Annotated in this window: 28 protein-coding genes, 1 pseudogene and 2 riboswitches; of the genes and pseudogenes, 18 read left to right on the top strand and 11 right to left on the bottom strand. The window is 74.6% G+C overall.

Annotated features, from left to right (window positions below):
* Positions 1-3: 3 nt before the first annotated feature.
* Positions 4-642, bottom strand: coding sequence for a response regulator (locus AB3388_RS15805; protein ID WP_495406240.1), 639 nt, complete (start codon positions 640-642; stop codon positions 4-6).
* A complete protein-coding gene (locus AB3388_RS15810) occupies positions 639-2,660 on the bottom strand; it encodes a sensor histidine kinase (protein WP_495406241.1) in 2,022 nt (673 codons plus the stop codon). Before AB3388_RS15810 ends, AB3388_RS15805 begins: the two co-directional genes overlap by 4 nt.
* A gap of 152 nt (positions 2,661-2,812) precedes the next feature.
* Here AB3388_RS15810 and AB3388_RS15815 point away from each other — a divergent pair, with 152 nt between their 5' ends.
* The 8 genes and pseudogenes from AB3388_RS15815 (at position 2,813) to AB3388_RS15850 (ending at position 8,197) form a co-directional block, all read left to right on the top strand.
* Positions 2,813-3,208: a hypothetical protein gene (locus tag AB3388_RS15815; RefSeq protein WP_495406243.1), complete on the top strand. Its 396-nt coding sequence runs from the start codon at positions 2,813-2,815 to the stop codon at positions 3,206-3,208.
* Between the two features lie 191 nt (positions 3,209-3,399).
* Positions 3,400-3,891 (top strand): winged helix-turn-helix domain-containing protein, encoded by a 492-nt coding sequence (locus tag AB3388_RS15820; RefSeq protein ID WP_495406244.1) that lies wholly within the window; start codon positions 3,400-3,402, stop codon positions 3,889-3,891.
* A gap of 153 nt (positions 3,892-4,044) precedes the next feature.
* Positions 4,045-4,458 (top strand): hypothetical protein, encoded by a 414-nt coding sequence (locus AB3388_RS15825; RefSeq protein WP_495406245.1) that lies wholly within the window; start codon positions 4,045-4,047, stop codon positions 4,456-4,458.
* An 88-nt stretch (positions 4,459-4,546) separates the two neighbouring features.
* Positions 4,547-5,968, top strand: coding sequence for a selenium-binding family protein (locus AB3388_RS15830; RefSeq protein WP_495406246.1), 1,422 nt, complete (start codon positions 4,547-4,549; stop codon positions 5,966-5,968).
* Positions 5,969-6,013: 45 nt separating this feature from the next.
* Positions 6,014-6,112: pseudogene (locus tag AB3388_RS15835) on the top strand (VOC family protein); the annotation flags it as partial.
* Between the two features lie 169 nt (positions 6,113-6,281).
* Positions 6,282-6,515, top strand: a complete 234-nt coding sequence (locus AB3388_RS15840) for a hypothetical protein (protein ID WP_495411487.1) — start codon at positions 6,282-6,284, stop codon at positions 6,513-6,515.
* A gap of 106 nt (positions 6,516-6,621) precedes the next feature.
* Positions 6,622-7,455 carry a VOC family protein gene (locus AB3388_RS15845; RefSeq protein ID WP_495406248.1) on the top strand — a complete coding sequence of 278 codons (834 nt, stop codon included), beginning with the start codon at positions 6,622-6,624 and terminating at the stop codon, positions 7,453-7,455.
* Positions 7,456-7,525: 70 nt separating this feature from the next.
* Entirely contained in the window at positions 7,526-8,197 is a 672-nt protein-coding gene (locus AB3388_RS15850; protein ID WP_495406249.1) for a maleylpyruvate isomerase N-terminal domain-containing protein, read from the top strand.
* Here AB3388_RS15850 and AB3388_RS15855 read toward each other — a convergent pair.
* From AB3388_RS15855 to AB3388_RS15875, 5 genes are read right to left on the bottom strand one after another with little or no spacing between them, the layout of a single operon-like run.
* Positions 8,194-9,528 (bottom strand): NtaA/DmoA family FMN-dependent monooxygenase, encoded by a 1,335-nt coding sequence (locus AB3388_RS15855; RefSeq protein ID WP_495406250.1) that lies wholly within the window; start codon positions 9,526-9,528, stop codon positions 8,194-8,196. The genes AB3388_RS15850 and AB3388_RS15855 overlap by 4 nt on opposite strands.
* A 10-nt stretch (positions 9,529-9,538) precedes the next feature.
* Positions 9,539-10,690, bottom strand: a complete 1,152-nt coding sequence (locus AB3388_RS15860) for an LLM class flavin-dependent oxidoreductase (RefSeq protein ID WP_495406251.1) — start codon at positions 10,688-10,690, stop codon at positions 9,539-9,541.
* Positions 10,691-10,707: 17 nt separating this feature from the next.
* Positions 10,708-11,190 carry a flavin reductase family protein gene (locus AB3388_RS15865; protein ID WP_495406252.1) on the bottom strand — a complete coding sequence of 161 codons (483 nt, stop codon included), beginning with the start codon at positions 11,188-11,190 and terminating at the stop codon, positions 10,708-10,710.
* Positions 11,190-13,106 carry an FAD/NAD(P)-binding protein gene (locus AB3388_RS15870; protein WP_495406253.1) on the bottom strand — a complete coding sequence of 639 codons (1,917 nt, stop codon included), beginning with the start codon at positions 13,104-13,106 and terminating at the stop codon, positions 11,190-11,192. The genes AB3388_RS15865 and AB3388_RS15870 overlap by 1 nt, the downstream gene beginning before the upstream one ends.
* The gene (locus AB3388_RS15875) at positions 13,079-13,243 is read right to left on the bottom strand and encodes a putative leader peptide (protein WP_495406254.1); all 165 of its coding nucleotides are present in this window, start codon (positions 13,241-13,243) and stop codon (positions 13,079-13,081) included. The genes AB3388_RS15870 and AB3388_RS15875 overlap by 28 nt, the downstream gene beginning before the upstream one ends.
* A 99-nt stretch (positions 13,244-13,342) precedes the next feature.
* Positions 13,343-13,454: riboswitch (SAM riboswitch) on the top strand.
* Between the two features lie 222 nt (positions 13,455-13,676).
* Between AB3388_RS15875 and AB3388_RS15880 the strand changes: the two genes are divergently transcribed.
* The 5 genes from AB3388_RS15880 to AB3388_RS15900 all read left to right on the top strand — a co-directional run bounded on the left by AB3388_RS15880 (position 13,677) and on the right by AB3388_RS15900 (position 17,979).
* Positions 13,677-14,204 (top strand): GNAT family N-acetyltransferase, encoded by a 528-nt coding sequence (locus AB3388_RS15880; RefSeq protein WP_495406255.1) that lies wholly within the window; start codon positions 13,677-13,679, stop codon positions 14,202-14,204.
* On the top strand, positions 14,201-15,166 hold the full coding sequence (locus AB3388_RS15885) for an amino acid ABC transporter permease (protein ID WP_495406256.1): 966 nt from the start codon (positions 14,201-14,203) through the stop codon (positions 15,164-15,166). Before AB3388_RS15880 ends, AB3388_RS15885 begins: the two co-directional genes overlap by 4 nt.
* Positions 15,163-15,954, top strand: a complete 792-nt coding sequence (locus tag AB3388_RS15890) for an amino acid ABC transporter ATP-binding protein (protein ID WP_495406257.1) — start codon at positions 15,163-15,165, stop codon at positions 15,952-15,954. Before AB3388_RS15885 ends, AB3388_RS15890 begins: the two co-directional genes overlap by 4 nt.
* Before the next feature lie 88 nt (positions 15,955-16,042).
* Positions 16,043-17,017: an ABC transporter substrate-binding protein gene (locus AB3388_RS15895; RefSeq protein ID WP_495406258.1), complete on the top strand. Its 975-nt coding sequence runs from the start codon at positions 16,043-16,045 to the stop codon at positions 17,015-17,017.
* Positions 17,014-17,979: an ABC transporter substrate-binding protein gene (locus tag AB3388_RS15900; protein ID WP_495406260.1), complete on the top strand. Its 966-nt coding sequence runs from the start codon at positions 17,014-17,016 to the stop codon at positions 17,977-17,979. Before AB3388_RS15895 ends, AB3388_RS15900 begins: the two co-directional genes overlap by 4 nt.
* A 338-nt stretch (positions 17,980-18,317) precedes the next feature.
* Here the strand turns inward: AB3388_RS15900 and AB3388_RS15905 are convergent, their stop codons facing one another.
* A complete protein-coding gene (locus AB3388_RS15905; protein WP_495406261.1) occupies positions 18,318-18,686 on the bottom strand; it encodes a hypothetical protein in 369 nt (122 codons plus the stop codon).
* Positions 18,687-18,752: 66 nt separating this feature from the next.
* Between AB3388_RS15905 and AB3388_RS15910 the strand changes: the two genes are divergently transcribed.
* Complete coding sequence (locus AB3388_RS15910) at positions 18,753-19,499, top strand: SDR family oxidoreductase (protein WP_495406262.1); 747 nt, start codon at positions 18,753-18,755, stop codon at positions 19,497-19,499.
* An 11-nt stretch (positions 19,500-19,510) separates the two neighbouring features.
* Here AB3388_RS15910 and AB3388_RS15915 read toward each other — a convergent pair whose 3' ends face one another.
* Positions 19,511-19,810, bottom strand: a complete 300-nt coding sequence (locus AB3388_RS15915) for a hypothetical protein (RefSeq protein ID WP_495406263.1) — start codon at positions 19,808-19,810, stop codon at positions 19,511-19,513.
* A gap of 44 nt (positions 19,811-19,854) precedes the next feature.
* Here AB3388_RS15915 and AB3388_RS15920 point away from each other — a divergent pair, with 44 nt between their 5' ends.
* Positions 19,855-20,226 carry a VOC family protein gene (locus tag AB3388_RS15920; RefSeq protein ID WP_495406264.1) on the top strand — a complete coding sequence of 124 codons (372 nt, stop codon included), beginning with the start codon at positions 19,855-19,857 and terminating at the stop codon, positions 20,224-20,226.
* Positions 20,227-20,239: 13 nt separating this feature from the next.
* Here AB3388_RS15920 and AB3388_RS15925 read toward each other — a convergent pair whose 3' ends face one another.
* Positions 20,240-21,598 carry an aminotransferase class V-fold PLP-dependent enzyme gene (locus AB3388_RS15925; RefSeq protein WP_495406265.1) on the bottom strand — a complete coding sequence of 453 codons (1,359 nt, stop codon included), beginning with the start codon at positions 21,596-21,598 and terminating at the stop codon, positions 20,240-20,242.
* Between the two features lie 36 nt (positions 21,599-21,634).
* Positions 21,635-21,747: riboswitch (SAM riboswitch) on the bottom strand.
* A 124-nt stretch (positions 21,748-21,871) separates the two neighbouring features.
* Here AB3388_RS15925 and AB3388_RS15930 point away from each other — a divergent pair.
* From AB3388_RS15930 to AB3388_RS15940, 3 genes are read left to right on the top strand one after another with little or no spacing between them, the layout of a single operon-like run.
* Positions 21,872-22,372, top strand: coding sequence for an NAD(P)H-dependent oxidoreductase (locus AB3388_RS15930; RefSeq protein WP_495406266.1), 501 nt, complete (start codon positions 21,872-21,874; stop codon positions 22,370-22,372).
* 38 nt (positions 22,373-22,410) lie between these two features.
* Positions 22,411-22,791 (top strand): nuclear transport factor 2 family protein, encoded by a 381-nt coding sequence (locus AB3388_RS15935; RefSeq protein ID WP_495406267.1) that lies wholly within the window; start codon positions 22,411-22,413, stop codon positions 22,789-22,791.
* A 51-nt stretch (positions 22,792-22,842) separates the two neighbouring features.
* A complete protein-coding gene (locus AB3388_RS15940; protein WP_495406268.1) occupies positions 22,843-23,805 on the top strand; it encodes a serine hydrolase in 963 nt (320 codons plus the stop codon).
* Here the strand turns inward: AB3388_RS15940 and AB3388_RS15945 are convergent.
* A complete protein-coding gene (locus AB3388_RS15945; RefSeq protein WP_495406269.1) occupies positions 23,765-24,532 on the bottom strand; it encodes an AfsR/SARP family transcriptional regulator in 768 nt (255 codons plus the stop codon). The two genes, AB3388_RS15940 and AB3388_RS15945, sit on opposite strands and share 41 nt — an antisense overlap.
* Positions 24,533-24,699: the final 167 nt, after the last annotated feature.

Consider the following 24,699-nt stretch of genomic DNA (forward strand, 5'->3'; position numbering starts at 1 on the left):
CGGTCAGCGCCGCGCCGCGCGGGCGATATCGGCGGCCTCCTGCCGGCCGGCCGCCGGGAGCTTGGCGAGCACGTTGCTCACGTGGTTGCGCACGGTCTTCTCCGACAGGAAGAGCCTGCGGGCGATCGCCGCGTTGCCCAGGCCCTCGGCGAGCAGGTCGAGGATCTCGGCCTCCCGCTCGGTCAGCTGCGGGAACACCGCGGAGGCCCCGCGGCGCGGCGGATCGGTGAGCCGGCCGAGCATCCGCTCGGCCACGCCGCTGCCGAACACCGCCTGGCCGCGGGAGACGGCGTCCAGCGCGCTGGCGATCTCCGCGCGGTCGGCGCCCTTGACCAGGTAGCCGCGCGCGCCGGCCTTCACCGCTGCGAGCACCGAGTCGTCCCCCTCGAGCATGGTCAGCACGAGGACGGCGACCTCCGGGCACTCCGCGGTGATCCGCCGGGTGGCCTCCACGCCGTTGACGCCGGGCATCGAGAGGTCCATGAGGACGACGTCGGGGCGCAGCTCCAGCGCCCGAGCGACCGCCTCCTCGCCGTCCGCCGCGGTGCCCACGACCTCGGCGGTGCCGATCGCGGCCAGTGCCGCCACGATGCCGTCGCGGTAGAGGGGGTGGTCGTCGGCGACCAGCACGCGCAGGCTCACGACGTCCGCCCCAGCGGCAGCAGGGCCCGCACCGTCGTCCGCTCCCCCGGCACCGACTCCACGGTGCACGAGCCGCCGAGCTCCAGCGCCCGCTCGCGCATCGAGGCGAGCCCCACCCCGGGCCGCCCCGGCTCGCCGGGCAGGCCGCGGCCGTTGTCGCTGACGGTCAGCGCGAGCAGCCCGTCCTCCACCGCCAGCGCGACCGTCCAGCGGGTGGCCCGGCCGTGCCGGGTGGCGTTGGTCAGCGCCTCCCCCGCGATGCGCAGCAGCGCCAGCTCGGTCGCCGCGGTCAGCGGCGGCAGGTCGGCCACGTCGACGTCCACCTCCGTGCTCGAGCCGGTGAACCGGCTGCCCAGCTGCGCCAGCGCCTCGGCCAGCCCCAGGTCGTCGAGCACCGGCGGGCGCAGGTCGTCGACGATCCGCCGCACCTCACCGAGGACGCCGCGCAGCTGCCCGCGCAGCGACTCGGTGAGGGCCCCGGCCGGCGTGTCCGGCCCGTCGGCGAGGTCGCGGACGGTCTCCAGCTGCAGCGCGATCGACGCGAGCTCCGGGCCGAGGCCGTCGTGCAGGTCGCGGCGCAGCCGGCGGCGCTCCTCCTCGCGGGCGACGACGATCCGCTCGCGGGAGCGCTGCAGGTCCTCGGTCAGCGCCAGCGCGTGGACGACGACCGCGACGTAGGTGGCCATCTCCGCCAGCGCGGCGACGTCGCGGCGGGGCAGCGGCCGGCCCGGCTCCCGGGTGCCGACGACGAGCTCGCCGACCACCGTGCCGGCGTGCCTCAGCGGCACCCGGGTGAGCGGCTCGCGCGGGGCGCCCCACGCGCCGGCCGGACCGAACGCCGTGGAGATCCGCGCCGACGGCAGCCGCAGTCCGGTGGCCAGGTCGTGCGCGACCTCGTCCAGCGAGGTGCCCGCCTGCCAGCGCTCGGCGAGGCCACGGACGGCGCCGGCCGGGTCGGAGCGGTTGCCGTAGAGCCAGCGGTCCACCCGCCGCTGCAGCCATGCGTACAGCGGCGCGACGCCGACCGCGACGACCGCGGTGGCGACCAGCGGCGCCCCCGTCGTCCGCCCGAGAACCCCGCCGAGGCCCACGATGGCCAGCACGTAGGCCGCGACGACGCACCCGCTGACCAGGCCGAAGACGACCGACCGTCGGACCACCAGGTCGAGGTCGAACAGGCCATGCCGGGCCGCGGCCACCCCGAGCGCGAGCGGGTACGGCACCAGGGCCACCGCCACGACCAGCAGGAACCACGGGTGCGGCACCGCGAACGTGCCGGCCATGAGCACGACCGTGGCGACCGCGCCGGTGAGCACCACGCGCAGCTGCCGGCGCTCCCGGTCGCCGGCGCGGCGCCACCGCACGACCAGCGCGGCAAGGGCCGCGGCGGCGGCCAGCGGCAGCAGCGCGACGCTCCAGCCCAGCGCCTCGGCCGCCGCCGGCGCGGCCAGCGGGTTGGTCAGCGAGGCGGGCTGGTCGGGGATGATCGTGTCCACGCCCGCGCCGGTGCGGTACGGCGTCACGGCGTTGAGGACGGTCACCAGGACGATCGCGGCCAGCGCGCCCGCCAGGACCGGGCGCCAGCACGGCCCCGGCGGCCGGCCGTCCGGCGCGAGCAGCAGCAGCACGGTCGGCAGCAGGAAGTAGCCGGGCAGCCACGCGGTCCCGCCGACCCACAGCAGCGGCTCGCCGCCGGGCAGGTGCCACTCGGGGCGGCCGACCAGGGCCAGCCACGCCCACGCGGCGGCCGCCTGCGCGACCACGCTGAGGACGGCGACGACCGCGAGCCAGGCGCCGGTCACCGAGCGGGGGTCGCGGCGCAGCAGCAGCACGGCCGGGGTGCCGAAGGCCGCCGCCGCGACCGGCCCGGAGACCCACCACAGCCAGCCTGTCCGGTAGCCGCCGGGGCCGAGGGCCGGCGCGATCAGCTCGACCGCGACGGCGGCGACGAGCACCGCGGCCAGCACGGGAGCGAGCGCGCTCGCCCGGCGCTGCTCCACCGCGACCGTCGACTGCACGCGGTCATGGTGGCCGACGGACGTCCCGGCGTCATGGGACACCGCGTCCCGACCTGCATCGGGACGCGGGCGCCGATCCGGCCGGGACGGCGGGACGGCGACCGTCGGCGCCGTCCGGGGATCGGCCCCGGCGACCCGACAGGAGAAGCTCCGTGACCACCACCCGCGCCGTCCCCAGCTCGCCGGCGACCCGCCGCCGGATCCCCGCGCTGCCCGCCGTCTCCGCCGTCTTCTCGATCCTGCTGGGCAGCGTCACCGCGATCGCCGGGATCGTGTTCTCGTTCCTCGAGGGCGGCCCGTGGGCGTACGTCGCCGTCCCCGCGTTCTCCGCCGCCCTCGTCGGCTGGTGGTGCGGCGGCGTCGGCCTGCTGCGCGGCTCGCGGCGCGGCTGGGTCGTCGGGCTGGTGATGCTCTCGGCGCTGTTCTGCTTCGGCCTCTACAAGATCCTCTGGGTGCACGAGACGGAGGCCTACCTGTTCCAGGCGCTGACCCTCGTCGGGTTCGCGCTGCACCTGGCCGCGCCGACCCGCCGCTGGGCCGCCCGATGATTTCCTACTGATTTGGTGCGAAATGGGGCGCGGTCGTGGTACGAACACGGACGTGGTCCTCCCGACGCTGAGCCGGCGCCTGCACGTCGACCTCGTCCGGACGACGGCCTCCGGATGTCGGCGCGGTCCCCGCGTGCACTGACGCGCCCCGCCGCCCGCGCCCATCCGCTGCCCCCTCCAGGAGATCCGTCATGACGGCCGCCCCCGTCACCCCGCTGCGCCTGCTGCCGGCCGGACCCGCTCCGACGGCACGTCCCGTCGCGGTCGTCGTCCTCACCGAGGACGGCGAGCTGCTCTGCTCGGACCCCGCGGTGCTGCCGGACCTGGCCCGGCGCCTCGGCGTCCTGGCCGGATCGCCGCCGGCGGCGGCTCCGCCGGACCCCGAGGCGGGCCCGCTGCGGATCGGCCGCCTGCAGCTGGAGCCGGACGCCTACTCGGTCGTCGTGTCGGGACGCCGGGTGCGGCTGACGGCGCGGGAGTTCGAGCTGCTGCTGACCCTCGCGCGCTCGGCCGGCCGGACCCTGTCCCGCGCGCAGCTCCTCGCCGCGGTCTGGGGCCCGGACGCGGAGTCGTCGAGCCGGACGGTCGACGTCCACCTGGCGCGGCTGCGCCGCAAGCTCGGCCTCGCGTCGGGGCAGCTGGTGACCGTGCGCGGGATCGGCTACCGGCTCGACCCCGTGTGATCGACCTTTCGGGGGACGCAGGACGAAGGACCCTGCCCGGCGGGCGTGTGGTTCGGCACGGTTGACGCGCACCGGGCTCAACAACGGCTCGCCGGCGATGCCGGGCCGTCGTCCCGGGCTCCTGTTCGTCCCTACCGCTGCCGGAGGTAGCGCATGCCCGCTGTCGTGGTCGCCCCCAGCCCGGTCGCGACGTTCCCCCGCCGGATCAGCGGCGAGGCGCCGGACGGCCGCCCGTGGGAGCTGCTCACCAGCCGCACCGGTGTCTCCGTGGTGACCGACGCCGGCCGGCTCGCCGAGGCGCAGGTGGCCGAGGAGGCCGAACGGGTCGTCGTCGACTTCTGGGCCGACGCGCCCGGCCTGTCCGCGGATCTCGGCGCCCGCCTGGTCGGGCAGGCCTTCGCGCACCCCGCCGTCCGCGCACACCGGCCGATCCTGGTGACCCTGCCGCGCGGGGAGAGCGCGGTCCTGGAGCGCGTCCAGGCGCATCTCGACGGTGCGCGCTCGCACGTCGCCGGCGTCACCTGCCTGGTCGAGGGGCGAGTACGGGAGACCCCGTCCGACTGCTGAGGACGGCGTCCCGCGGGCATGGACCGCCACCCCCATCTCCCACTAGCTTGATCGCGGTTCAGTCCGATCAGCCGAGGAGTGGCGGGCGATGACCGCGTCGACGCACCAGATGGACCCGACCTTCTACCGCAGCCCCTCCGAGGCGATCGCGGCGCCGACCGAGCGGCTCGCCTACGTCGTGGCGTTCGACCGCGCGGCCGAGAAGCCGGATGCGCTGACCGTCGTCGACACCGACCCGGGCTCGCCCACCTACGGGCAGATCGTCGGGTGGGCCGACCTCCCGACCGTCGGCGACGAGCTGCACCACTTCGGCTGGAACGCCTGCTCGAGCGCGCTCCAGCACGAGGGCCACGACATGGGGCACGACGGCCTGCAGCGCCGGTACCTCCTGCTGCCCGGGCTGCGCAGCTCGAACATCCACGTCTACGACACCCACCCGGACCCCAAGAACCCGACCCTGCACAAGACGATCACGGCGAAGGAGCTGGCCGAGAAGGCGGGCTACTCGCGCCCGCACACGCTGCACTGCGGTCCGGACGGCGTCTTCCTCACCTGCCTGGGCAGCGGGGACGGCGACGAGGGCCCCGGTGGGATCGCGCTGCTGGACCACAGCACCTTCGACGTCCTGCGCCCGTGGGAGACCGACCGCGGACCGCAGTACCTGGCCTACGACGCCTGGTGGCACCTCAACCAGAACACGCTGGTCTCCAGCGAGTGGGGCACGCCGGCGATGGTCGAGAACGGGCTGGTGCCCGAACTGCTGCTCGGCGGCAAGTACGGCCACGCGCTGCACTTCTGGGACCTCGCCGAGGGCCGGAACCTGCAGACCGTCGACCTCGGCGCCGAGCACCAGATGGTGCTGGAGCTGCGGCCGTCGCACGACCCCGAGGCCACCTGGGGCTTCGTCGGCGTCGTCGTCTCCACCGCGGACCTCTCCGCCTCGGTGTGGCGCTGGTTCCGCGACGGCGAGGAGTGGAAGGCCGAGAAGGTCATCACGATCCCCGCCGAGCCGGCCGACCCCGATGACCTGCCGCCGGCGCTCAAGCCGTTCGGCGCCGTCCCGCCGCTGGTCACCGACATCGACCTCTCGGTCGACGACAAGATGCTCTACGTCTCCTGCTGGGGCATCGGCGAGCTCAAGCAGTACGACGTCTCCGACCCGGCGAACCCGCGCGAGGTCGGCTCGGTCCACCTCGGTGGCATCGTCCGGCGGACCCCGCACCCCGTGGCGCCGGACCAGCCGCTGGCCGGCGGCCCGCAGATGGTCGAGGTCAGCCGCGACGGCCGGCGGATCTACATCACCAACTCCCTCTACGGCGCCTGGGACGACCAGTTCTTCCCCGCCGGTGTCGGCTCCTGGATGGCGAAGATCGACACCGACCCGTCGTCCGGTGGGCTGAGCATCGACGAGCGGTTCTTCCCGGCCGGCGAGGACTGGCGCGGACTCCGACCGCACCAGACCCGCCTGCAGGGCGGCGACGCGTCCAGCGACTCCTACTGCTACCGCTGAGGGCGTCAACCCGTCGATACCGTCGGGGGCACGGCGATCACCGGTATGCCGGTCGCGTCCCTCCCCGTCCCCGACCAGGACCGCGCGCGGGACTTCTACGTCGACGTCCTCGGCTTCGAGCTGCTTCGTGACGCCGAGATGCCTCCCGATCACCGCCACCTGGTCACCGGTCACCACACCCGCGGCGTGCGCGGCGGCCAGCGCGGGCAGCCGCTCCAGGGCGCGGCCGTTGCGCACCGCCTGCGAGGCGGCGCCGGGAGAGAGCCGGGGGGCAGTGCCCGCGCAGCCATAGCCGCGGCGAGGTCGTCCCGTCGTGCTCGAACGCCTGCTGGCACTCGGCCTGCCGCACCGTGCGCGCGAGCTCGGCGTCGATCCGGTTCCGCACGGCGACCAGATCGCGGGCGCGGTCGAGCAGCGCCGGGCCCAGGCCGTGAAGGCGCACGGCCGCAAGCTCCTCGAACGCCGTCAGCACGCCGTCCACGACACCTCCTCCACACTCGAACGCCTGTACGAAGGATACCGGCCTGACACCAGTTCCACGACCTGAATCCCGAGGTCAAACGGCTGTCCACAGATCGTGTCGGCGGGTTCGGCGAGGCAGAGAGTGTCGGCCCCCGTCGCTAGCCTCCTGGCCGACCAACCCGGAGGTGACCATGCAACGGACCTATCCGCACGGCGTGACCTGCTGGATCGACTGCGCGCTGCCCGACCTCGACGCCGGACGCGCGTTCTACGCCGGCGTCTTCGGCTGGACCCTCACCGACGCGATGCCACCGGACAGGCCCGGCTCGTACCTGATCGCGACCCTGGACGGCCAGGACGTCGGCGCGCTGGCCCCGGCGCAGGCCGGCGAGACGGCCCGGTGGAACACCTACGTCGCCGTCGACGACATCGACGCCACGGTCGCCACCGTCCCCGACCGAGGCGGGACGGTCCTCGCCCTCCCCGAGGACGCCGGCCCGGCGGGCCGTTCAGCCGTGTGCAGCGACCCCCTCGGGGCGGGGTTCCGGTTGTGGCAGGCGGGCCGGCGGCTCGGCGCGCAGCTGACCAACGCGCCCGGGACGTGGAACTTCAGCGACCTGCACACCCCCGACCGCGACGCGGCGATGGCCTTCTACGGGCCGCTGCTCGGCTGGATCGCCGTCGACATCGAGCAGGGCGCCGGGACGATGATCCAGGTCCCCGGCTACGGCGATCACCTCGCCGCGACCGTCGATCCCGGCATCCACGAACGCCAGGCCTCGGCCCCCCAGGGCTTCGCCGACGTGATCGGCGGCCTGCTCGTGGTCGAGCCCGGGCAGCCGGCGCAGTGGCACGTGACCTTCACGGTCGTGGACCGCGACGACAGCGCCGCCATCGCCGAGCGCCTCGGCGCCACGGTGACCCGCGCGGACGACAACCTGTGGACGAAGACGGCACTGCTGCGCGACCCCCAGGGCGCGGAGTTCACCGTCAGCCAGTTCACCCCGCCGGACGGCGACTGGTGAGCCGGCGCCCTTGACAGCCACACAGCAGGAGACGAACGTCCCGGCCCATCCGCGCGGAAGGGGCCTTTCGATGACGGATCCGCACCTCACCACGACCGACCTTCTGGAGCGCGAGCTGGCGGCGGTGTCCGCCGTCCTGGACGGGCTGACCGACGAGGACTGGACGCGGCAGACGCACCTGGTCCCGGAGGGCGGCGTCCCGCACTGGCGGGTGTCGGACCTGGTCGGGCACATCGACATCTCGATCGGGCTGACCCTGAACCTGCTCAACACGCTTCAGGACGGCCAGCCCGGCCGGGACCGGGTGTCGTTCTTCATCGCCGACCGCAGCCAGGTCGCGCCGGTCGTCTACGACTACGCGGTCAAGCACGCCGCCGACCAGACCCGCGAGAGCCTGGTCCGGCAGACGCAGAGCACGTTCGCCCGCAGCCTGGACGGCATCCGCGAGCACGACCGCGCCACCATCGGTTCCGGCTTCTTCGCGCTGATGACCCTCGAGGAGTGGGTGCCGACCCGCGTCGTGGAGGCCGTCGTCCACGGCATCGACGTCACCGACGCGCTCGACCGGCCGGCCGTCGCCACCGGTGAGGGCATCGCCCTCACGGCACGGATCCTCGACGAGCTCCTCGCCCGCCGGACGGTGGCCGGCCGTCCCGCCGACCTGGCCGACGACGAGGCGTGGGTCCGGGCGGCCTCGGGACGTCGCGACCACCCCGACCCGCGCCTGCCGCTGATCGTCTAGGCCGGTCCCAGGCCGAGGTGGTCGCGCAGCGTCGTCCCGCTGTAGTCGGCGCGGAAGACGCCGCGCTCCTGGAGCAGGGGCACGACGCGGTCGACGAACGGGTCCAGCCCGCCGGGCGTGATGTGCGGGACGAGGATGTAGCCGTCGGCCGCGTCGGACTGCACCAGGTCGTCGATGGTGGCGGCGACGGTCGAAGGGCTGCCGATGAACGACTGCCGGCTCTGCACCTCGATCATCAGCTCCCGGATCGAGTACCCCTTCTCCGCGGCGAGCTCCCGCCACTGCGTCGCGGTGGCCAGCGGGTCGCGGTACATGCGCACCTGCGCGCGGCCCTTCGCGACGTGGTCCTCCCCCACCGCCGGGTCGACGTCGGGCAGCGGGCCGTCCGGGTCGTAGGCGGAGAGGTCCCGGTTCCACACCTGCTCGAGGAACCGCAGCGCCGTCTGCCCCGACACCTGCTGCCGGCGGACCTCGTGCGCGAGCTCGGCGGCCTCGGCGTCGGTGTCGCCGATGACGAACGTCGCGGCGGGCAGGATCAGCAGGTCCTCGCGCCGCCGTCCGTGCTTCGGAAGCCGCCCCTTGACGTCGGCGTAGAACGCCTGGCCGGCCTCCTTGGTGGAGTGCCGGCTGAAGATCGCGTCGGCCGACGACGCCGCGAACTCGCGACCCTCCTCCGAGTCGCCGGCCTGGAAGATCACCGGCCGCCCCTGGGGGCTGCGCGGCACGTCGAAGCGACCCGAGATGTCGAAGTGGGCGTCCGCGTGCGCGAAGCGCCCGGCGTCGGGGTCGCCGAGGAACACCCCGGACGACGCATCGGCCACGATCTCGTCGCCGCGCCAGGAGTCGAACAGCTCCATCGTCGTCTGCAGGAACGTGCGCGCCCGCTCGTAGCGCTGGTCCTGCGGGAGGAAGCCGCCGCGCCGGAAGTTCTCGCCGGTGAACGCGTCCCACGAGGTGACGACGTTCCACGCCGCCCGCCCGCCGGAGAGGTGGTCGAGCGTGGCGAACTGCCGCGCCACCTCGTACGGCTCGTTGAAGGTCGAGTTGATCGTCCCGGTCAGCCCGAGCCGGTCGGTGACCGCGGCCAGCGCCGTCAGCACGGTGAAGGTGTCCGGGCGGCCGACGACGTCGAGGTCGTAGATCTGCCCGTTCTGCTCGCGCAGCCGCAGCCCCTCGGCGAGGAACAGGAAGTCGAACTTCCCGCGCTCCGCGGCCTGCGCGAACCGGACGAACGAGGAGAACTCGATGTGGCTGCCGGCCGCCGGGTCGCTCCACACAGTGGTGTTGTTGACGCCCGGGAAGTGCGCGGCGAGGTGGATCTGCTTGGGCATGGCCGGCTCCTCAGACGGTCGCGTAACGGTTGGCGGGGCGCGGCAGGCCGAGCAGCCCGCGCAGGGTCGAGGCCTCGTACGAGCTTCGGAACAGCCCGCGTCGCTGCAGCTCGGGCACCAGCGAGCCCGTGATCTGCCGCAGGTCGTGCGGCAGGGTCGCCGGCCGCAGCCGGAAGCCGGTCAGCCCGGCATCGGCCCACGACACGAGCAGGTCCGCGAGCTCGGCCGGCGAGCCGGCGAAGATCAGCGCGTCGCTGCGGTACTCCTCGCCGGCGGTCTCGTCGAGCCGCGCCCGGCGGGCACGAGCGGCCGCCGCGTCGTCGTCCAGGAACACCACGACGTCGCCGAAGACGTGGACGGTCTCCTCGGCCCGGCCGGCCGCGGCCTGCGCGGCCCGGATCTCGGCCAGCATCGGCGCCACGTCGGTCGCGGACCGCGGCGTCACGAACCCGACGTCGGCGCTGCGGCCGACCAGCTCGTACGGGATCGACTGGTGGGCCAGCGCGGTCACCAGCGGCTGCCCCTGCGGCGGCCGCGGCGTGATCGACGGCCCCTTGACCGAGAAGTAGCGGCCGGCGAAGTCGATGTAGTGCAGCTTCTCCCGGTCGACGAAGCGGCCGGTGACGACGTCGCGGATCTCGGCGTCGTCCTCCCAGCTGTCCCAGAGCCGGCGCAGCACCTCGACCCAGTCGGCGGCCTCGTCGAACAGGTCCTCGAGCGACCCGGGCTCGCGGCGGCCGAAGTGCGCGGCCACGTGCGGGGACGACGCCACCTTCACCCGCACGCCGGCCCGGCCGGTGCTCACGTAGTCCAGCGTGGCGATCGCCTTGGACAGGTGGAACGGCTCGGTGTGCGTGACGACGGCGGTCGGCACCAGCCCGATGCCCTCGGTCAGCGGCGCGACCCGGGCGGCGACCTGCACGGCGTCCAGCCGGCCGCGGACCCGGTCGGTGCGGTCGTCGTCGCCGGACCGGTCGATGGACTGCAGCGCGAGGTCGTCCTCGAGGGTGACGAAGTCGAGCAGGCCGCGCTGGGCCTCTTCGACCAGGTCGACCCAGTAGCCGGCGGTGAACAGCTCCCGCGGGCGGGCGTCGGGCTCGCGCCAGGCGGCGGGGTGCCAGCCGGCGCCGTCGAGGGCGACGGCGAGGTGCAGGTGGGTCACGGGATCTCCAAGCGTGGTCAGGCGGCCGGGACGACGGAATGGGTGCCGAAGGTGCGGGCGTGGTAGGTCAGCGGCGGGCCGCCGTCGGCGGTCGCGCGCACCACGTTCCCGAGGACGACGACGTGGTCGCCGCCGTCGACGAGCTGCGCGACCGTGCAGGCCAGCCAGCCGGGGCTGCCGGCCAGCCGCGGCGCGCCCGAGTCGGGCGACCAGTCGACGCCGGCGAACTTGTCGGCGCCCTTGCGGGCGAACGCGGCGGCCAGCCCGGCCTGGTGCGCGCCGAGCACGTTGACCCCGAACGGCTGCCCGATCGCCAGCCGGGCCAGCAGCTCCGACCGCCGGTCGAGGGAGACCAGCAGCATCGGGGGCGTCATCGACAGCGACGTGAACGCGCTGACCGTGGTGCCGTGCGGCCGGCCGTCGAGCAGCGTGGTCACCACCGAGACCGGCGTGGGCACCCCGGCCATCACCTCGCGGAAGGAATCGGCGAGTGGCGTCATCAGGCCACCTCCACCGCGGCGACAGGGGCGGCGGTCAGCCCGCGCCAGAGGGTGCGGGCCAGCGCGTCGTTCTGGCGGAAGAACGGGGCGTTGGTCCGCGGCCGGGCGAACGCCGCCACCTGGCCGCCCGAGGTCCAGTAGCCGGCGGCGAACACCCGCGGCTGCGGCGCGCCGGCCGCGCTGACCACGCGGTGCTCGGCGTCGACGTGCAGCCGGCCGGTCCCGCGCGTCCCCCCGGCGGACGGGTCGGCGAGCAGCTTCTCCGTGCCGGTGCCGCGCAGCAGCAGGCGGGTGACCAGCGGATCGGGCGTGCCGGTCACGTCCGGCACGGGCAGCCGCGCCTCCACCAGCGCGCGGGCCTCGGTGACCTCGTCGTGCGACGCCGAACGCGCCCGGAGCACCCCGGCGGCGTCGTCGAGCTCGAGCTGCACGTCCGCGCCGAGGAAGCGGACGATCCCCGCCTCGGACAGCGCGAGCAGCTCCTCCAGCCGTGGCGCCGGGGGGCCGCTGGCCAGGTAGCTGAACAGGTTCATCCACCAGCCTCCGAGGTCCTCGGCCTCCGAGCGGGGGGTCAGCCGCCCGGCGCCGACCAGCGCGGCCACGGTGCCGTGGCAGAACAGCAGCGACGTGAAGACGGCGGCGTCCATCGAGTACGCCGGGTCGGCGGCGCGGGCGAGGTCGGCGCGCACGTGATCGCGCAGCCAGTCCTGGAGCGCGTCGGCGCCGTCGAACCGCCGGCCCGCCAGCGGCCGGTCGAGCGCGGCCAGGTCGAACCGGTCGCGCGGATCGGGCACCGCCTCGGCGACCAGCGCCGTCGCATCGGGCGACGCGGCGTAGCGCTCGGCGAACTCCTCCCAGCCCATCGCGGTGCGGGACGGGTGGGCCCGGAACAGCTCGGTGTAGTGCGCCCAGCCCAGCTCCCGGGCGATCACCGGGGCGAGGTCGGCACGCAGGTCGAGCGGCCGGTCACCGAAGAGCTCGTCGACCGCGGCCGGGGTGAAGAACCGCTGCGGCACCGGCGGGCCGGGCCACACGTAGCCGAGCTTGGCCCGGTACGGGACGCCCCGCCGGGAGCCGACGTGCAGCCGGGGCTCGCGGCCGGAGGGGCGGTAGACCAGCCGCCCGTCGTCCTCCCGGGCGAACGTGCCGCCCCGACCGCTGGTGAGCAGCACCATGAGGTCGACGAACGCCAGCCCGGCGCCGCGGACCAGCACGTCCTGCCCCGGCTGGAGCCGGGTGAGGTCGAGGTCGGCGGTGTAGCCGGTGGGCAGGTAGGTCAGCCCGGCCGCGGCGGCGCGGTGCGCCACCGCCCGCTCGGCCGGGGTGGGGTGCGCGTCGAGGTGGCCCTGGGCCAGCAGGACGACGTCCGCCGCGAGCGCCGACCCGTCGGAGAGCACCACCGTGGCGCCGGCGTCGGAGACACGGACGTCGACGGCCGACGAGGCGTGCAGCTGCACGTCGGCCCACGGGCGGGCGGCGTCGACGACGGTGTCCAGCACCCAGCCGAGGTAGGCGTTGACCAGCGGCCGGGAGGGGAAGGACGTCGGTCCCAGCCGGCGGGCCTCGGCGCCCACCGGGTCGTCGTCCGGGCGGCTGCGGCCGATCTGCTCGATCCACTGCCAGAGCGTCGTCCCCTCCCCCACCGGCCCCTCGACCTGCACGGAGCCGTCCGGCAGGACGGTGACGTCGGCCACCAGCGAGTTCGCCCAGAGCAGCGACGGCTGCTGGGCCCGCCAGACCCGCCCGCCGCCCGGCGGGTGGGGATCGACCAGGTGCACCTGCAGCCGGCGGTCGTCGGCGAGGTCGGGCGCGTTGGCGACCAGCCGCTCGAGGACGCCGATGGCGGTCGGGCCGGCGCCCACGACGCACAGCGTCGGGGGGCGGCCGGTCAGTCGGGGACGGGCGGGCACGGACATGCGGGGACGGTCTCCAGGTCGTGGTGGCGGCTGCGGCGGGGGCGCGGAGCCGGACACCGTGCGCTGGCGGTGCGGAGCAGGTCGACGTGCCGGCGCGACGTCAGCACGGTCCGGTCCACGGGTCCTCCCCTCCGCACGGGCCGCCCGGGGCAGGCGGCAGGCTGTTCCCCGACACAATGTCTATCAAACCGATCGGATTTGACGACTAAGCCGGGCGGGACCTATCGTCCGCGGCAGGTCCTGAGCGCCAGCATCAAGCCCCGGCTCGCTGGCCGGCAACCCTCCACTGCGACGGGGTGCCCCGGGTGACGACCTGGCGAACGCACGCGGCGTTCGCAAACCGCAGTAGACACCGAGGAGCGCATCCCGTGGGACCGGACGGCACGCCGCGCGTGCGGCACGTCTCGATCGACCTGGTCGGCCGCCCGACCGTCGACCTGTTGCGCACCGACAGCGCGCTCTGTCGCTGACGCGTCGCTGACCGGCTCCCCCGGTCGCCTCCCTCCCCTCCTGCGCCCGGGCGGTCCGCCCGCGCGCGGCTCCTCCGTGCCGTCCTCCTGGAGTTCCCGCATGACCGCAGTCGAACCCGCACTCGACGTGGTGCCGGTCCACCCGCACGACCCGCTGGCCGCGCCGCTGTTCGCCGAGCTCACCGTCGAGTACGACACCCGCTACGGCGACCTGTTCGGCGGCGCGGACCAGGAGCTCAGCCGCTACCCCGCCGAGGAGTTCCTGCCGCCGGACGGCGAGCTGATCCTGCTCCTGCAGGACGGCACCCCCATCGCGGGCGGCGCCTTCCGCCGGCACGCCGACCCGGGCACCGCCGAGGTCAAGCGGATGTGGACGGCGAGCCTGCACCGCCGCCGCGGGCTGGCCCGCCGCGTGCTCGCCGAGCTCGAGGCGCGGGCCGCCGTCCGCGGCTACACCCGCATGTACCTGACCACCGGCCCGCGCCAGCCCGAGGCCAAGGCCCTCTACCTCGCCGCCGGCTGGACGCCGCTGTTCGACCCGGCCCGTCCCCGTCCCACCGACCTGGAGTCCCTGCGCGCCCTGCCCCCGGCCGAGCGCCACTACGCCTTCGAGAAGGACCTCGCATGACTCTGCTCGATGCCCGTCCCGAGGTGGCCGCACCTCCGGCGGGGACGCCCTACGACCGGCTCCAGGTCGTGCCCGCGCGCCACCCCGGCCGGTGGGTGGCCACCGCGGTCGTCGCCGTCCTGCTCGCGATGGTGATCCACTCGCTGGTCACCAACCCGAAGTGGGAGTGGGACATCGTCGGCGCCTACCTCACCGAGCAGTCGATCGTGCACGGCGTCGTCACGACGATCGAGCTGACCCTGATCACCGCCGTCCTCGGCTTCGCGCTGGGCACCGTGCTGGCGCTCATGCGGCTGTCCCGCTCGCCGCTGCTGCAGGCGGTCAGCTGGGGCTACACCTGGGTGTTCCGGTCGGTGCCGCTGATCCTGCAGCTGCTGCTCTGGTACAACCTCGCCTACCTGTACCAGAGCATCGACGTCGGCATCCCGTTCGGGCCGAGCTTCTTCTCCTTCGACACGCTCTCGCTGATCGACAAGTTCGGCGCGGCGATCCTCGGCCTCGGGCTGCACCAGGCGGCGTACTCGGCGGAGATCGTCCGCGCCGGGATCCTCTCGGTCGACCAGGGCCAGCTGGAGGCGGCCGCGTCGCTGGGCATCCCCCGGCGGCGGCAGACCACCCGGATCGTGCTGCCGCAGGCGATGCGCTCGATCGTGCCGACGGCGGTCAACGAGGTGATCGGCCTGTTCAAGGGCACCTCGATCGTCTACGTGCTGGCGCTCGGCGAGCTGTTCTACACGGTGAGCGTCATCTACGGCCGCACGCAGCGGGTGCTGCCGATGCTGGTCGTCGCCGCCGTCTGGTACGTCGTCCTGACCACGGTCGTGACGGTGATCCAGTACTACGTGGAGCGCTACTACGCCCGTGGCGCCGTCCGCACGCTGCCGCAGACGCCGCTGCAGCGGCTGCGGGGCAACCTCACCGCGGGCTTGGCCCGGGTGCGCACGACGGGCGGCACCCGATGACCGCCACGGACACCCGCCCGGGGCGGATCGAGGTGCACGGCGTGCACAAGTCCTTCGCCGGCGTCGAGGTGCTGCACGGCGTCGACCTCGTCGTCGAGCCGGGCACCGTCACGGTGATCCTCGGCCCGTCCGGCTCGGGCAAGTCGACGCTGCTGCGCAGCATCAACCACCTGGAGAAGGTCGACCGCGGCTTCGTCGCCCTGGACGGCGACCTGGTCGGCTACCGCCGCAAGGCGCACCGGGACGGCGACCGGCTGCACGAGCTGCAGGAGAAGGACGTGCTGCGGCAGCGGACCCGCTTCGGGTTCGTCTTCCAGTCCTTCAACCTCTTCCCGCACCTCACCGCCCTGGACAACGTCGTCGAGGCGCCGGTCTCGGCGCAGGGCCGGCCGCGCGCCGAGGTGGAGACCGAGGCGCGCGAGCTGCTGGCCCGCGTGGGGCTGGCCGGCCGCGAGAAGGCCTATCCCCGGCAGCTCTCCGGCGGCCAGCAGCAGCGGGTCGCCATCGCGCGGGCGCTGGCGATGAAGCCGGCGGTCCTGCTCTTCGACGAGCCGACCTCGGCGCTGGACCCGGAGCTGGTCGGCGAGGTGCTCGGCGTCATCGAGGACCTCGCCCGCGGCGGCACCACGATGATCGTGGTCACCCACGAGATCGGCTTCGCCCGCCGGGCGGCCGACCGGGTCGTGTTCATGGACGACGGCCGGATCGTCGAGTCCGGCCCGCCCGAGCAGGTGCTCGACGACCCGCAGCACGAACGCACGAAGGCCTTCCTGGCCCGCGTCCTGTAACGCCACCCCCCGACCCCCGGACGGCGCAGCCCGCGCCGCCCGTCGATGGCGCGCGCCCGCACGCCGACACCGAGGAGAGAGAACGACCGTGATCACGCGCACCCGACGAGGGCCTCTCGTCGCCGCCCTGGCCGCCGCCGCCGCGCTGGCGCTGACGGCGTGCACCAGCTCGAGCGAGATCGAGAGCGCCGCGGCCGACGAGGCGGCCGGCCCCTCGGCGCTCGTCGTGGACACCAGCCCCGACCAGGACCGCATCCACACGCAGAAGAACCAGGACGCGATCGACCTGCTGCCGCCGGGGATCGTGGACGACGGCGTCCTGAAGGTGGCGACCACCGCCTTCAGCGCGCCGCTCGCCTTCTACGCCGACGACAACGCCACCGCCATCGGCAGCGACCCCGACACCGCGCAGCTGATCGCCGACGCGCTCGGCCTGGAGCTCGAGATCGTGCCCACGGCGTGGGAGAACTGGCCGCTGGCCACCCGGTCCGGCGACGTCGACGTGACCATCTCCAACGTCACCGTGACCGAGGAGCGCAAGCAGCTGTTCGACTTCTCCTCCTACCGGGTCGACACCCTCGGCTTCCTCGCCACGGCCGGCTCCGAGCTCGAGATCCAGAAGCCGGAGGACGTCGCCGGCCTGCGCATCGCGGTGGGCTCGGGCACCAACCAGGAGAAGATCCTGCTCGAGTGGGACGAGGCGAATCAGGCCAAGGGTCTCGACCCGGTGGACGTGCAGTACTACCAGAACGACTCCGACACCACGTTCGCCCTGCAATCGGGCCGGATCGACCTGGCCTTCGGCCCGAACGCCACCGCCGCCTACAAGGCCGCGACCAAGCCCGATGACTTCACGGTGGTCGGGCAGTTCAACGGCGGCTGGCCGGACACCGCCGAGATCGCCGTCGCCACGGCCAAGGGCAACAGGCTGGCGCCGGCCATCACCGAGGCGCTGAACGGCGTGATCGCCGACGGCACCTACGAGCAGGTGCTCGAGCGCTGGGGGCTGACCAGCGAGTCGATCGAGAAGTCCGAGACCAACCCGCCGGGGCTGAAGGCGTGAGCACCCGACCGCTCGCCGCCGTCCTGGCCGCCGTGGCGGTGCTCGCCGCCGCGTGCACGAGCTCCGCGGACATCGAGGCCGACCAGCGCGCGGCCGCCGCGTCGTCGTCCGGCGTCGAACAGGTCGTCATCGACACCAGCCCCGAGCAGGCCGACCGCGCGCACACCGACGAGGACGCCGGCGCCGCGACGCTGGTGCCGGCCGACGTCGCCGGTGACGGGAAGCTCACGGTCGGCGTCGTCGGCTCCGGCGAGCCGCCACTGGGCTTCCTGGCCGACGACAACACGACCGTGGTGGGCAGCGAGGTGGACGTCGCCTCGCTGGTCGCCGAGTCGCTCGGCCTGGAGCTCGACGTCCGCAACATCTCCTGGGAGCAGTGGCCGCTGTCCCTGCAGAGCGGCGACATCGAGGCGGTGTTCAGCAACGTCGGCGTCAACGCCGACCGGCTGAAGCTGTTCGACTTCGCCACCTACCGCCAGGGGATCATGGCGTTCACCGCCCCGTCCGGCAGCGATCTGGTGATCGACGGGGCCGAGGACGTCGCGGGGCACACCATCGCGGTCGGGTCGGGCACCAACCAGGAGCGCATCCTGCTCGACTGGAACGAGCAGAACGAGGCCGCGGGGCTCGAGCCGGCGACGCTCGAGTACTACGCCAACCAGGCCGACACGCTGCTGGCGCTGAAGTCCGGGCGGATCGACGCCTACCTCGGTCCGAACCCGAACGCCGTGTACCAGCAGATCCAGGGCGACACCGAGATCGTCGGCACCGTGAACGCGGGCTGGCCCGACACCACCTACGTCGCGGCGACCCTGCTCAAGGGCACCGGCCTGGTCGACGCCGTCGAGGCGGGGCTGCAGCACGTGTTCGACGACGGCAGCTACGAGCAGACCCTGCGGCGGTGGGGGCTGTCCGACGAGGCGGTCGACGCGCCGGCGGTGAACCCGCCGGTGGGCTCGTGACCCCGCCCGGGCTGGACGCGCCCGGGCTCACGGACGTCGTCGTGCGCTGAACGTGGTCGCGGCGCGCCCCTCAACCGGGAGCGCGCCGCGCCCGCACCGGTCGCGCCGGTCAGTCCTCGCCGTCGTGGCAGCCGCAGTCGCAGGCCTCGCAGCACAGGACGTGGCAACCGACGTCGCAGGGCGTCGTGGTGAGGGTCGGCTCGAGCATCGGTGGGCTCTCCGGTCGTTCAGAGGGGGTCGGGGTCGGGTGTGACCCCGACCACCATGTGGCACGACCGGCCATACCCGTCGGCGACACGCACGCACAGTGAGCCACATCACACCACCGGCCACAGTCGTCACTCCCGTGCGCGGCCGTTCTGCAGCGCGTCGACGAACCGGGCGCACGTCGCCGCGTCGTCCAGGGTTCGGAACGTCAGGGTTCCGGCAGGCAGCCCCAGCCGCAGGGAGACGACGTCCCGGCCGGTGCGGCCGGAGCCGGTCCGCAGGGTGACCTCGCCGACATCGCGCAGCGGCACCGAGGCGATCGAGGGCTCGCCCAGCAGCCGGGGCTGGACCAGCCAGAGCCGCTCGCCGTCCACGGCGAAGACGTGCACACCGGTGACGCCGGGCAGCCGCCCGGACGACGCCTTCAGCACGGCGAGCGGACGCCGGCCCTCCTGGGCCAGGCGGCCGATGAGGAAGGCGCTCGCCGCGTCCGCACCCATCACGGCTCCAGCCTGCCGCACGGCCGCGCCGCTGCCACGATGGGCGCCGGCGGCGAGGAGGGTGGGGTGCGGGACACGGTCGCGGTCGTGACGGGCGCGGGCAGCGGCATCGGGGCGGCCACCGCGCTGGCCCTCGCTGCCGACGGGTGGCGGGTCGTGCTGGCCGGCCGGCACCGCGAGTCGCTGGACGCCGTGACGGCGCAGGGCCCGGCCGGGCGCCTGCACCCGGTGCCGACGGACGTGACCGACGAGGCCGCGGTTCGGGCGCTGTTCGACGGCGCCGTCGGCGCGCACGGCCGCGTGGACCTGCTGGTGAACAACGCCGGCCGGTTCGGCCCGGCGGCCTCGGTGGACGAGGTCGACCTGGCCGACTGGCAGGACGTCGTCGCCGTCAACCTCACCGGCGTCTTCCTCTGCACGCGCGAGGCGTTCCGGGTGATGCGGGCCCAGCAGCCGCAGGGCGGCCGGATCATCAACAACGGGTCGATCTCCGCACAGGTGCCGCGCCCGATGTCGGCGGCCTACACCGCCACGAAGCACGCGGTCACCGGCCTCACCAAGTCGACCGCGCTCGACGGCCGGCCGTACTCCATCGCCTGCGGCCAGATCGACGTCGGCAACGCGGCGACGGCGATGACCGAGCGGATGGCCGGCGGCGTGCTGCAGGCCGACGGCAGCACGCGCCCCGAGCCGCGGATGGACGTCGAGGACGTCGCCCGCGCCGTCGTCTACATGGCGGGCCTGCCGCTCGACGCGAACGTCGCGCAGCTGACCGTGCACGCGACGGCGATGCCCTACATCGGCCGCGGCTGAGCGGCGGGCCCTCAGGGTCGGTCGAGACCGCGGTGGGCGCTCCACAGCTGCCCGGCGCGGTCGGCCGCCTCGGCCACCAGGGCCGCCAGCTCCGCCCGGTCCGGGACCGGGAAGGTGACGTACGTGCCGCGTCCTCCGGCGGTCGGCCGGCCGTAGGCCTTCGCCGCGAGGCGCCCGTCCCGGAGGAGCCGGACGTTCAGGGTGGTCAGCAGGAACTCCACGCCGCGGCGGGTGTCGGTCCACCGCAGCTCCTCCGGGATCGTCACGTTGATCGCCAGGGCGCTCACCTCGACGGCGACGGCGCTGCTCATGGACGCATGGTGGCACGCGGAACGGCGCTGCCAGGATGATCCGCATGAAGATCAACTCCCAGGTCGTCGTCTTCGACGCGGCGGACCTCGAGGCCGAGAGCAGCTTCTGGGCGGGCGTCCTCGGCGGCACCGTCGACGCCGAGGACGACTGGCACATGGTCCTCGTCGACGGTGCGCCGCGCGTCGGCGTCCAGCTCGCGCCGAACCACGTCCCACCGGAGTGGCCCGACGGCACGCCGCAGCAGATCCACCTGGACCTGTGGGTCGAGGACGTCGCGGAGGCGCACGCCACGGTGGTGTCGCTGGGCGCGACGGTGCTGAAGCCGGCCGAGGACGGGCCCGCACCGGACAGCTTCCAGGTCTACGCGGACCCCGCCGGGCACCCGTTCTGCCTCTGCTGGATCACGCGCGGCTGACGACGGCCGGGGCTCAGCCGACCGGACCACAGCCGGCGGCGCGCAGCAGCGCGGCCGGGTCTCCGCCGGGCGCGGGCCGCGGGTCGTCCACCGGCCGCCAGCGGCCACCCACCTGCTCGTACGCCACCCGCGGTCCGTCGGCCAGGAAGCCGGCCAGCGCCGTCAGCAGCCGGTCGGCGTCCTCGACCGTGCTGCCCACGCCGACGCTCGCCCGCAGCGCGCCGTCCGGGGCGCCGAGCCGGGCGAGCAGCGGGTGCGCGCAGAACCGTCCGTCACGCAGCCCGATGCCGTGCTCGGCGGAGAGGACGGCGGCCACCAGCCCCGGGTCGGCGCCCTCGACGGTGAACGACACGACTCCGGTCGGCTCGGCCGAGTCGGGCCAGATCCGCAGCACGCGGACGCCGGGCAGCGCCGCCAGCCCCTCGACGAGGCGCCCGCGCAGCTCGCGCTCGTGCTCCTCGAGGGCGCCGTCCGGCAGCGCGGCGAGCGCGTCGCACGCCGCCGCCAGCGCCACCGCGCCCAGCACGTTCGGCGAGCCGCCCTCGTGCCGGTGCGGCGCCGCGACCCACTCCGCCTCCTCGACGGTCACGGACGCCACCGCTCCCCCGCCGGCCAGGTACGCCGGCCCGTCGTCCAGCCAGTCTCGGCGGCCCACCAGCGCACCCGCGCCGAACGGGGCGTACGCCTTGTGCCCGGAGAAGGCCACGTAGTCGGCGCCCGAGGCGGCCAGCGAGAAGCGGCGGTGCGGCACGAGCTGCGCGCCGTCCACGAACACCCGGGCACCCGCCGCGTGGGCCAGCGCGACCACCTCGGCGAGCGGCAGCGACTCCCCCGTCACGTTGGACGCCCCGGTCACCGCCACCAGCGCGTACGGCCGGCGGGTCAGCTCGTCGCCGATCGCCCGGAGCGTCGCGACCACGGTCGGCCCGGTCGGCAGCACGGTGACCGGACCGCGCCGCTGCCACGGCAGCAGGTCGGCGTGGTGCTCGCAGTCCAGCACCAGGACGGCGCCGTCGGCCGGGACGCAGCCGGCCAGCAGGTTGACGGCGTCGGTGGTGTGCCGGGTGACCACGCAGACGTCGTCCGGCCGGGCCCCGACGAACGACGCGACCGTCGAGCGCGCCGACTCGTACAGCGCGGTCGACACCTGTGACAGGTAGCCGGCGCCGCGGTGCACGCTGGCGTAGAGCGGCAGCGCCTCGCCCACCCGCTCGGCGACGACCGCCAGCGCACGGGCGCTGGCCGCGGCGTCCAGGTCGACGTACCGCGCGCTCCCCGACGGCACCAGCGGGACACGGGTGCCGGCGCCGACGAGCGGCAGCAGCGGCGCCGCGGCGACGGCGGGGCGGCAGGACAGGACGGCAGTGGGCATGCGAGCACTCCGAACGGGCCGGGGACCCGGGAGGCGGGTCCGCGCTTGCGACCGCCGGTCGGCAGCCGCCAGGTCGTCACCCGGGGCACCCCATCGCGGAGGAGGGTTGCCGGCCAGCAAGCCGGGGCTTCGCGCTGGCACTCGTGACCTGTCGACAGACTCGCACGGAACCGGGAATCACGTCAAATCGCATCGACTTGGTGATGTTTACTGGTTGCGATCCCGCCGGACCGGAGGTCTGCCCGTGCCCACCGAGACTGCCAGGGTGTCCGCATGAGCACGATCGCCGTCGTCGGCAACCCCAAGCCGCACTCCCGCACCCGTTCCGCCGCCGAGCTGGTCGTCGAACGGCTGACCGGCGCGCCGCCGGACCGCGTCGTCGACGTCGTCGAGCTCGGCGCCGGCCTGCTCGGCTGGGGCGACCCCGCGGTGGAGGAGGCCGTCGCCGCGGTCAAGGCTGCCGAGGTCGCCGTCGTCGCCAGCCCCACGTACAAGGCCACCTACACCGGCCTGCTCAAGCTCTTCCTCGACCAGATCGGCACCGGTGACCTCGCCGGCGTGGTCGCCGTCCCGCTGATGCTCGGCGGCGGTCCCACCCACTTCCTCGCCCCCGAGCTGCTGCTCAAGCCGGTCCTGGTCGAGCTCGGCGCCACGGCGCCGACGAGGGGCCTCTACCTGATCGACCGGGCGTGGGACGACCCCGCGCAGCTCGACCCGTGGCTGGCGGCCGCGAAGCCGCAGGTCGCCGCCGCCCGCACGATCCGGCAGGGCTGATCCGCGTGGCGGGCCCGCGCGGGTGCATGATCCCCGGCGTGACCGACGACATCGACGTCAAGGACGTGCTGGCCGCCGAGGACCGCCGCTACCAGGCGATGATCGACGCCGACCTCGCCACGCTCGACGAGCTGTGCGCCGACGAGCTGAGCTACGCGCACTCCAGCGGCGTCCGCGACACCAAGGCGGAGTACTTCGAGAAGATCCGCACCGGCTACTACGTCTACCACCGGGCCGACCACCCGGTGGAGCGCGTGGAGGTCGTGGGCGACACCGCGATCGTGGTCGGCCGGATGACCGCCGACATCCACGCCGGCGGCACCGCGAAGACGATCGACAACCTGGCGCTGGCCGTCTGGGCACGGACAGTGACCGGATGGCGGCTCCTCGCGTACGCCCCGACGCCATTGCCCGCCTGAACAGGGGAAACTACTTGACGGCTCATCCAGCAGAGGGCGCAGGCTGGGGGCATGGCCCACGGCTCCCGGCTCGCCGGCCGGCGGGTTCGGCGGGGCGTCCGCGCGCTGCTCGCCGGCTCGCTGGCCGGCCTCGTGCTGCTCGGGTGCGCCGACTGCTCCTCCCCGTGGACCGCGGTCAGTGAAGCGGCTGCGGCCGACGACGTGGAGCCGGCCGTCCCGGACCGGCTGGACGACCGGCCGCTGCCGCCGCCGCCCGCCCCGGTCGACGACGCCGCCGTCCTGGCCCGGGTCCAGGAGGCGGCCACCGCGGCCGGCGGCTCCATCGCGATCGTGGCCGAGGACGCCTACGAGCGGGAGCTGGTGACCGGGCCCGACGCGCAGCGCCCGGTGTACACCGCCTCGCTGATCAAGCTGCTCGTCGTGGCCGAGCTGCTCGAGGGACAGCAGACCGGCACGCTCGTCCTCGCGCCCGACGACCAGGCGCTGATGACCCGGGCGGCGACCGCCTCGGACGACGCCGCGATGAGCACGCTCTGGGTCCGCCACGACGGCGCGGCCCTGGTCACCGCGGCCGCTGCCCGGCTGGGCCTGACCGGCACCGCACTGCCGACGCGGGTCGGTCAGTGGGGCGAATCGACCACCACCGCCGCCGACGTCGCCACCTTCCTCGGCCGGCTCGACGACGAGTACGGCGACGACGTCGCCGCCACCCTGATCGGCTGGCTGCAGCAGACGACGCCGCGCGCCACGGACGGCTTCGACCAGCTCTTCGGGCTGCTCTCCCCCGCCGCCGGCGCGGTCGGTCCGGTCGCGGCCAAGCAGGGCTGGATGTGCTGCGTCGGCGGCCGCCGCATCCTGCACTCCGCCGGCCTGCTCGCCGACGGCCGTGTCGTCGTCCTGCTCGGCGACTTCCCCTCCGGGACCTCGTGGCGCGCCGCGACCGCTGCTCTCGGCGACGCCGCGGCCGCCGTCGTCAGCGGGACCGCGCCCCCGCCGGGACCGACGGGCCCATGAGCCGGGCCCGCCGGGGGATCCGGCGGACCAGGTCCTCCATCTGCGCGGTCGGGCGCACGCCGAGCTCGTCGGCGAGCAGGCTGCGGAAGTTCTCGTACGCGCGGACCGCCTCGGTGACGTTGCCCTCGGCCATGTGCACGCGGATGACGACCCGGTGCGCGCTCTCCCGCAGCGGCTCCACCCGTACCGCCGCGTAGGCCGCCTGGACGGCGTCGGCGTGCCGGCCCGCCGCGGCGAACTTGTGCGCGAGCACCTCGAGGGCGTGCATCCGCAGCTGGCGCAGCTGCTCGCGCTCGAAGAGGACCCAGTCGTCGTACCAGCCCGGCAGCAGGTCCCCGGTCGCCCAGTCCAGCGGGGTGGGCAGGCCGGTGACGTCGGTGCGGGGGTCGAGCACCTGCCGGGCCCACTCGCGGAACTCGCGGACGTCGACGCGCACGCCGCGGGCCAGGCACAGCGCGCCCCCGGAGGCCTCGACCAGCCCCGGCGCGGTCTTGTGCAGGCGCCACAGGGCCGAGCGGAGGCTGCCCTGCGCGTGCGGCTCGGACAGGTCGGGCCACAGCTGGCCGGCGATCGCGGTGCGCGCGGGCCGGCCGGCCAGGCACAGCGACGCCACCAGCCGCTGGACGCCGCGGGGCAGCTCCCCCACGTCGGCGGCGGGGCCGGGACAGCCGAGCCGGATGGTGAATCCATCCAGCAGCGCGACGCGGATGTTCCGGGCAGCGTCCATCCGGCACTCCCTTCCGGCAGCGTCCCCCTCGACACACGGACCGGCAGACGGGCGGTTGCCGGCGCGATCCTGAGCAGTGCCGTAACGCACTGTCAATCAAATCGCGCACGGCCCGCCACCGACACGGGCCGAAAGGCACCGATGGCGCAGGGCCGTTCACCGCACGT

The sequence above is a fragment of the Geodermatophilus sp. SMS 5-13 genome, from assembly GCF_059428245.1.

Bases quoted from the DNA above. Each gene is read 5' to 3' on its own strand.
- AB3388_RS15820 (WP_495406244.1), top strand. From the start codon at position 3,400: ATGACGGCCGCCCCCGTCACCCCGCTGCGCCTGCTGCCGGCCGGACCC.
- AB3388_RS15825 (WP_495406245.1), top strand. From the start codon at position 4,045: ATGCCCGCTGTCGTGGTCGCCCCCAGCCCGGTCGCGACGTTCCCCCGC.
- AB3388_RS15830 (WP_495406246.1), top strand. From the start codon at position 4,547: ATGACCGCGTCGACGCACCAGATGGACCCGACCTTCTACCGCAGCCCC.
- AB3388_RS15845 (WP_495406248.1), top strand. From the start codon at position 6,622: ATGCAACGGACCTATCCGCACGGCGTGACCTGCTGGATCGACTGCGCG.
- AB3388_RS15850 (WP_495406249.1), top strand. From the start codon at position 7,526: ATGACGGATCCGCACCTCACCACGACCGACCTTCTGGAGCGCGAGCTG.
- AB3388_RS15855 (WP_495406250.1), bottom strand. From the start codon at position 9,528: ATGCCCAAGCAGATCCACCTCGCCGCGCACTTCCCGGGCGTCAACAAC.
- AB3388_RS15865 (WP_495406252.1), bottom strand. From the start codon at position 11,190: ATGACGCCACTCGCCGATTCCTTCCGCGAGGTGATGGCCGGGGTGCCC.
- AB3388_RS15870 (WP_495406253.1), bottom strand. From the start codon at position 13,106: ATGTCCGTGCCCGCCCGTCCCCGACTGACCGGCCGCCCCCCGACGCTG.
- AB3388_RS15880 (WP_495406255.1), top strand. From the start codon at position 13,677: ATGACCGCAGTCGAACCCGCACTCGACGTGGTGCCGGTCCACCCGCAC.
- AB3388_RS15885 (WP_495406256.1), top strand. From the start codon at position 14,201: ATGACTCTGCTCGATGCCCGTCCCGAGGTGGCCGCACCTCCGGCGGGG.
- AB3388_RS15890 (WP_495406257.1), top strand. From the start codon at position 15,163: ATGACCGCCACGGACACCCGCCCGGGGCGGATCGAGGTGCACGGCGTG.
- AB3388_RS15905 (WP_495406261.1), bottom strand. From the start codon at position 18,686: ATGGGTGCGGACGCGGCGAGCGCCTTCCTCATCGGCCGCCTGGCCCAG.
- AB3388_RS15915 (WP_495406263.1), bottom strand. From the start codon at position 19,810: ATGAGCAGCGCCGTCGCCGTCGAGGTGAGCGCCCTGGCGATCAACGTG.
- AB3388_RS15920 (WP_495406264.1), top strand. From the start codon at position 19,855: ATGAAGATCAACTCCCAGGTCGTCGTCTTCGACGCGGCGGACCTCGAG.
- AB3388_RS15925 (WP_495406265.1), bottom strand. From the start codon at position 21,598: ATGCCCACTGCCGTCCTGTCCTGCCGCCCCGCCGTCGCCGCGGCGCCG.
- AB3388_RS15930 (WP_495406266.1), top strand. From the start codon at position 21,872: ATGAGCACGATCGCCGTCGTCGGCAACCCCAAGCCGCACTCCCGCACC.
- AB3388_RS15940 (WP_495406268.1), top strand. From the start codon at position 22,843: ATGGCCCACGGCTCCCGGCTCGCCGGCCGGCGGGTTCGGCGGGGCGTC.
- AB3388_RS15945 (WP_495406269.1), bottom strand. From the start codon at position 24,532: ATGGACGCTGCCCGGAACATCCGCGTCGCGCTGCTGGATGGATTCACC.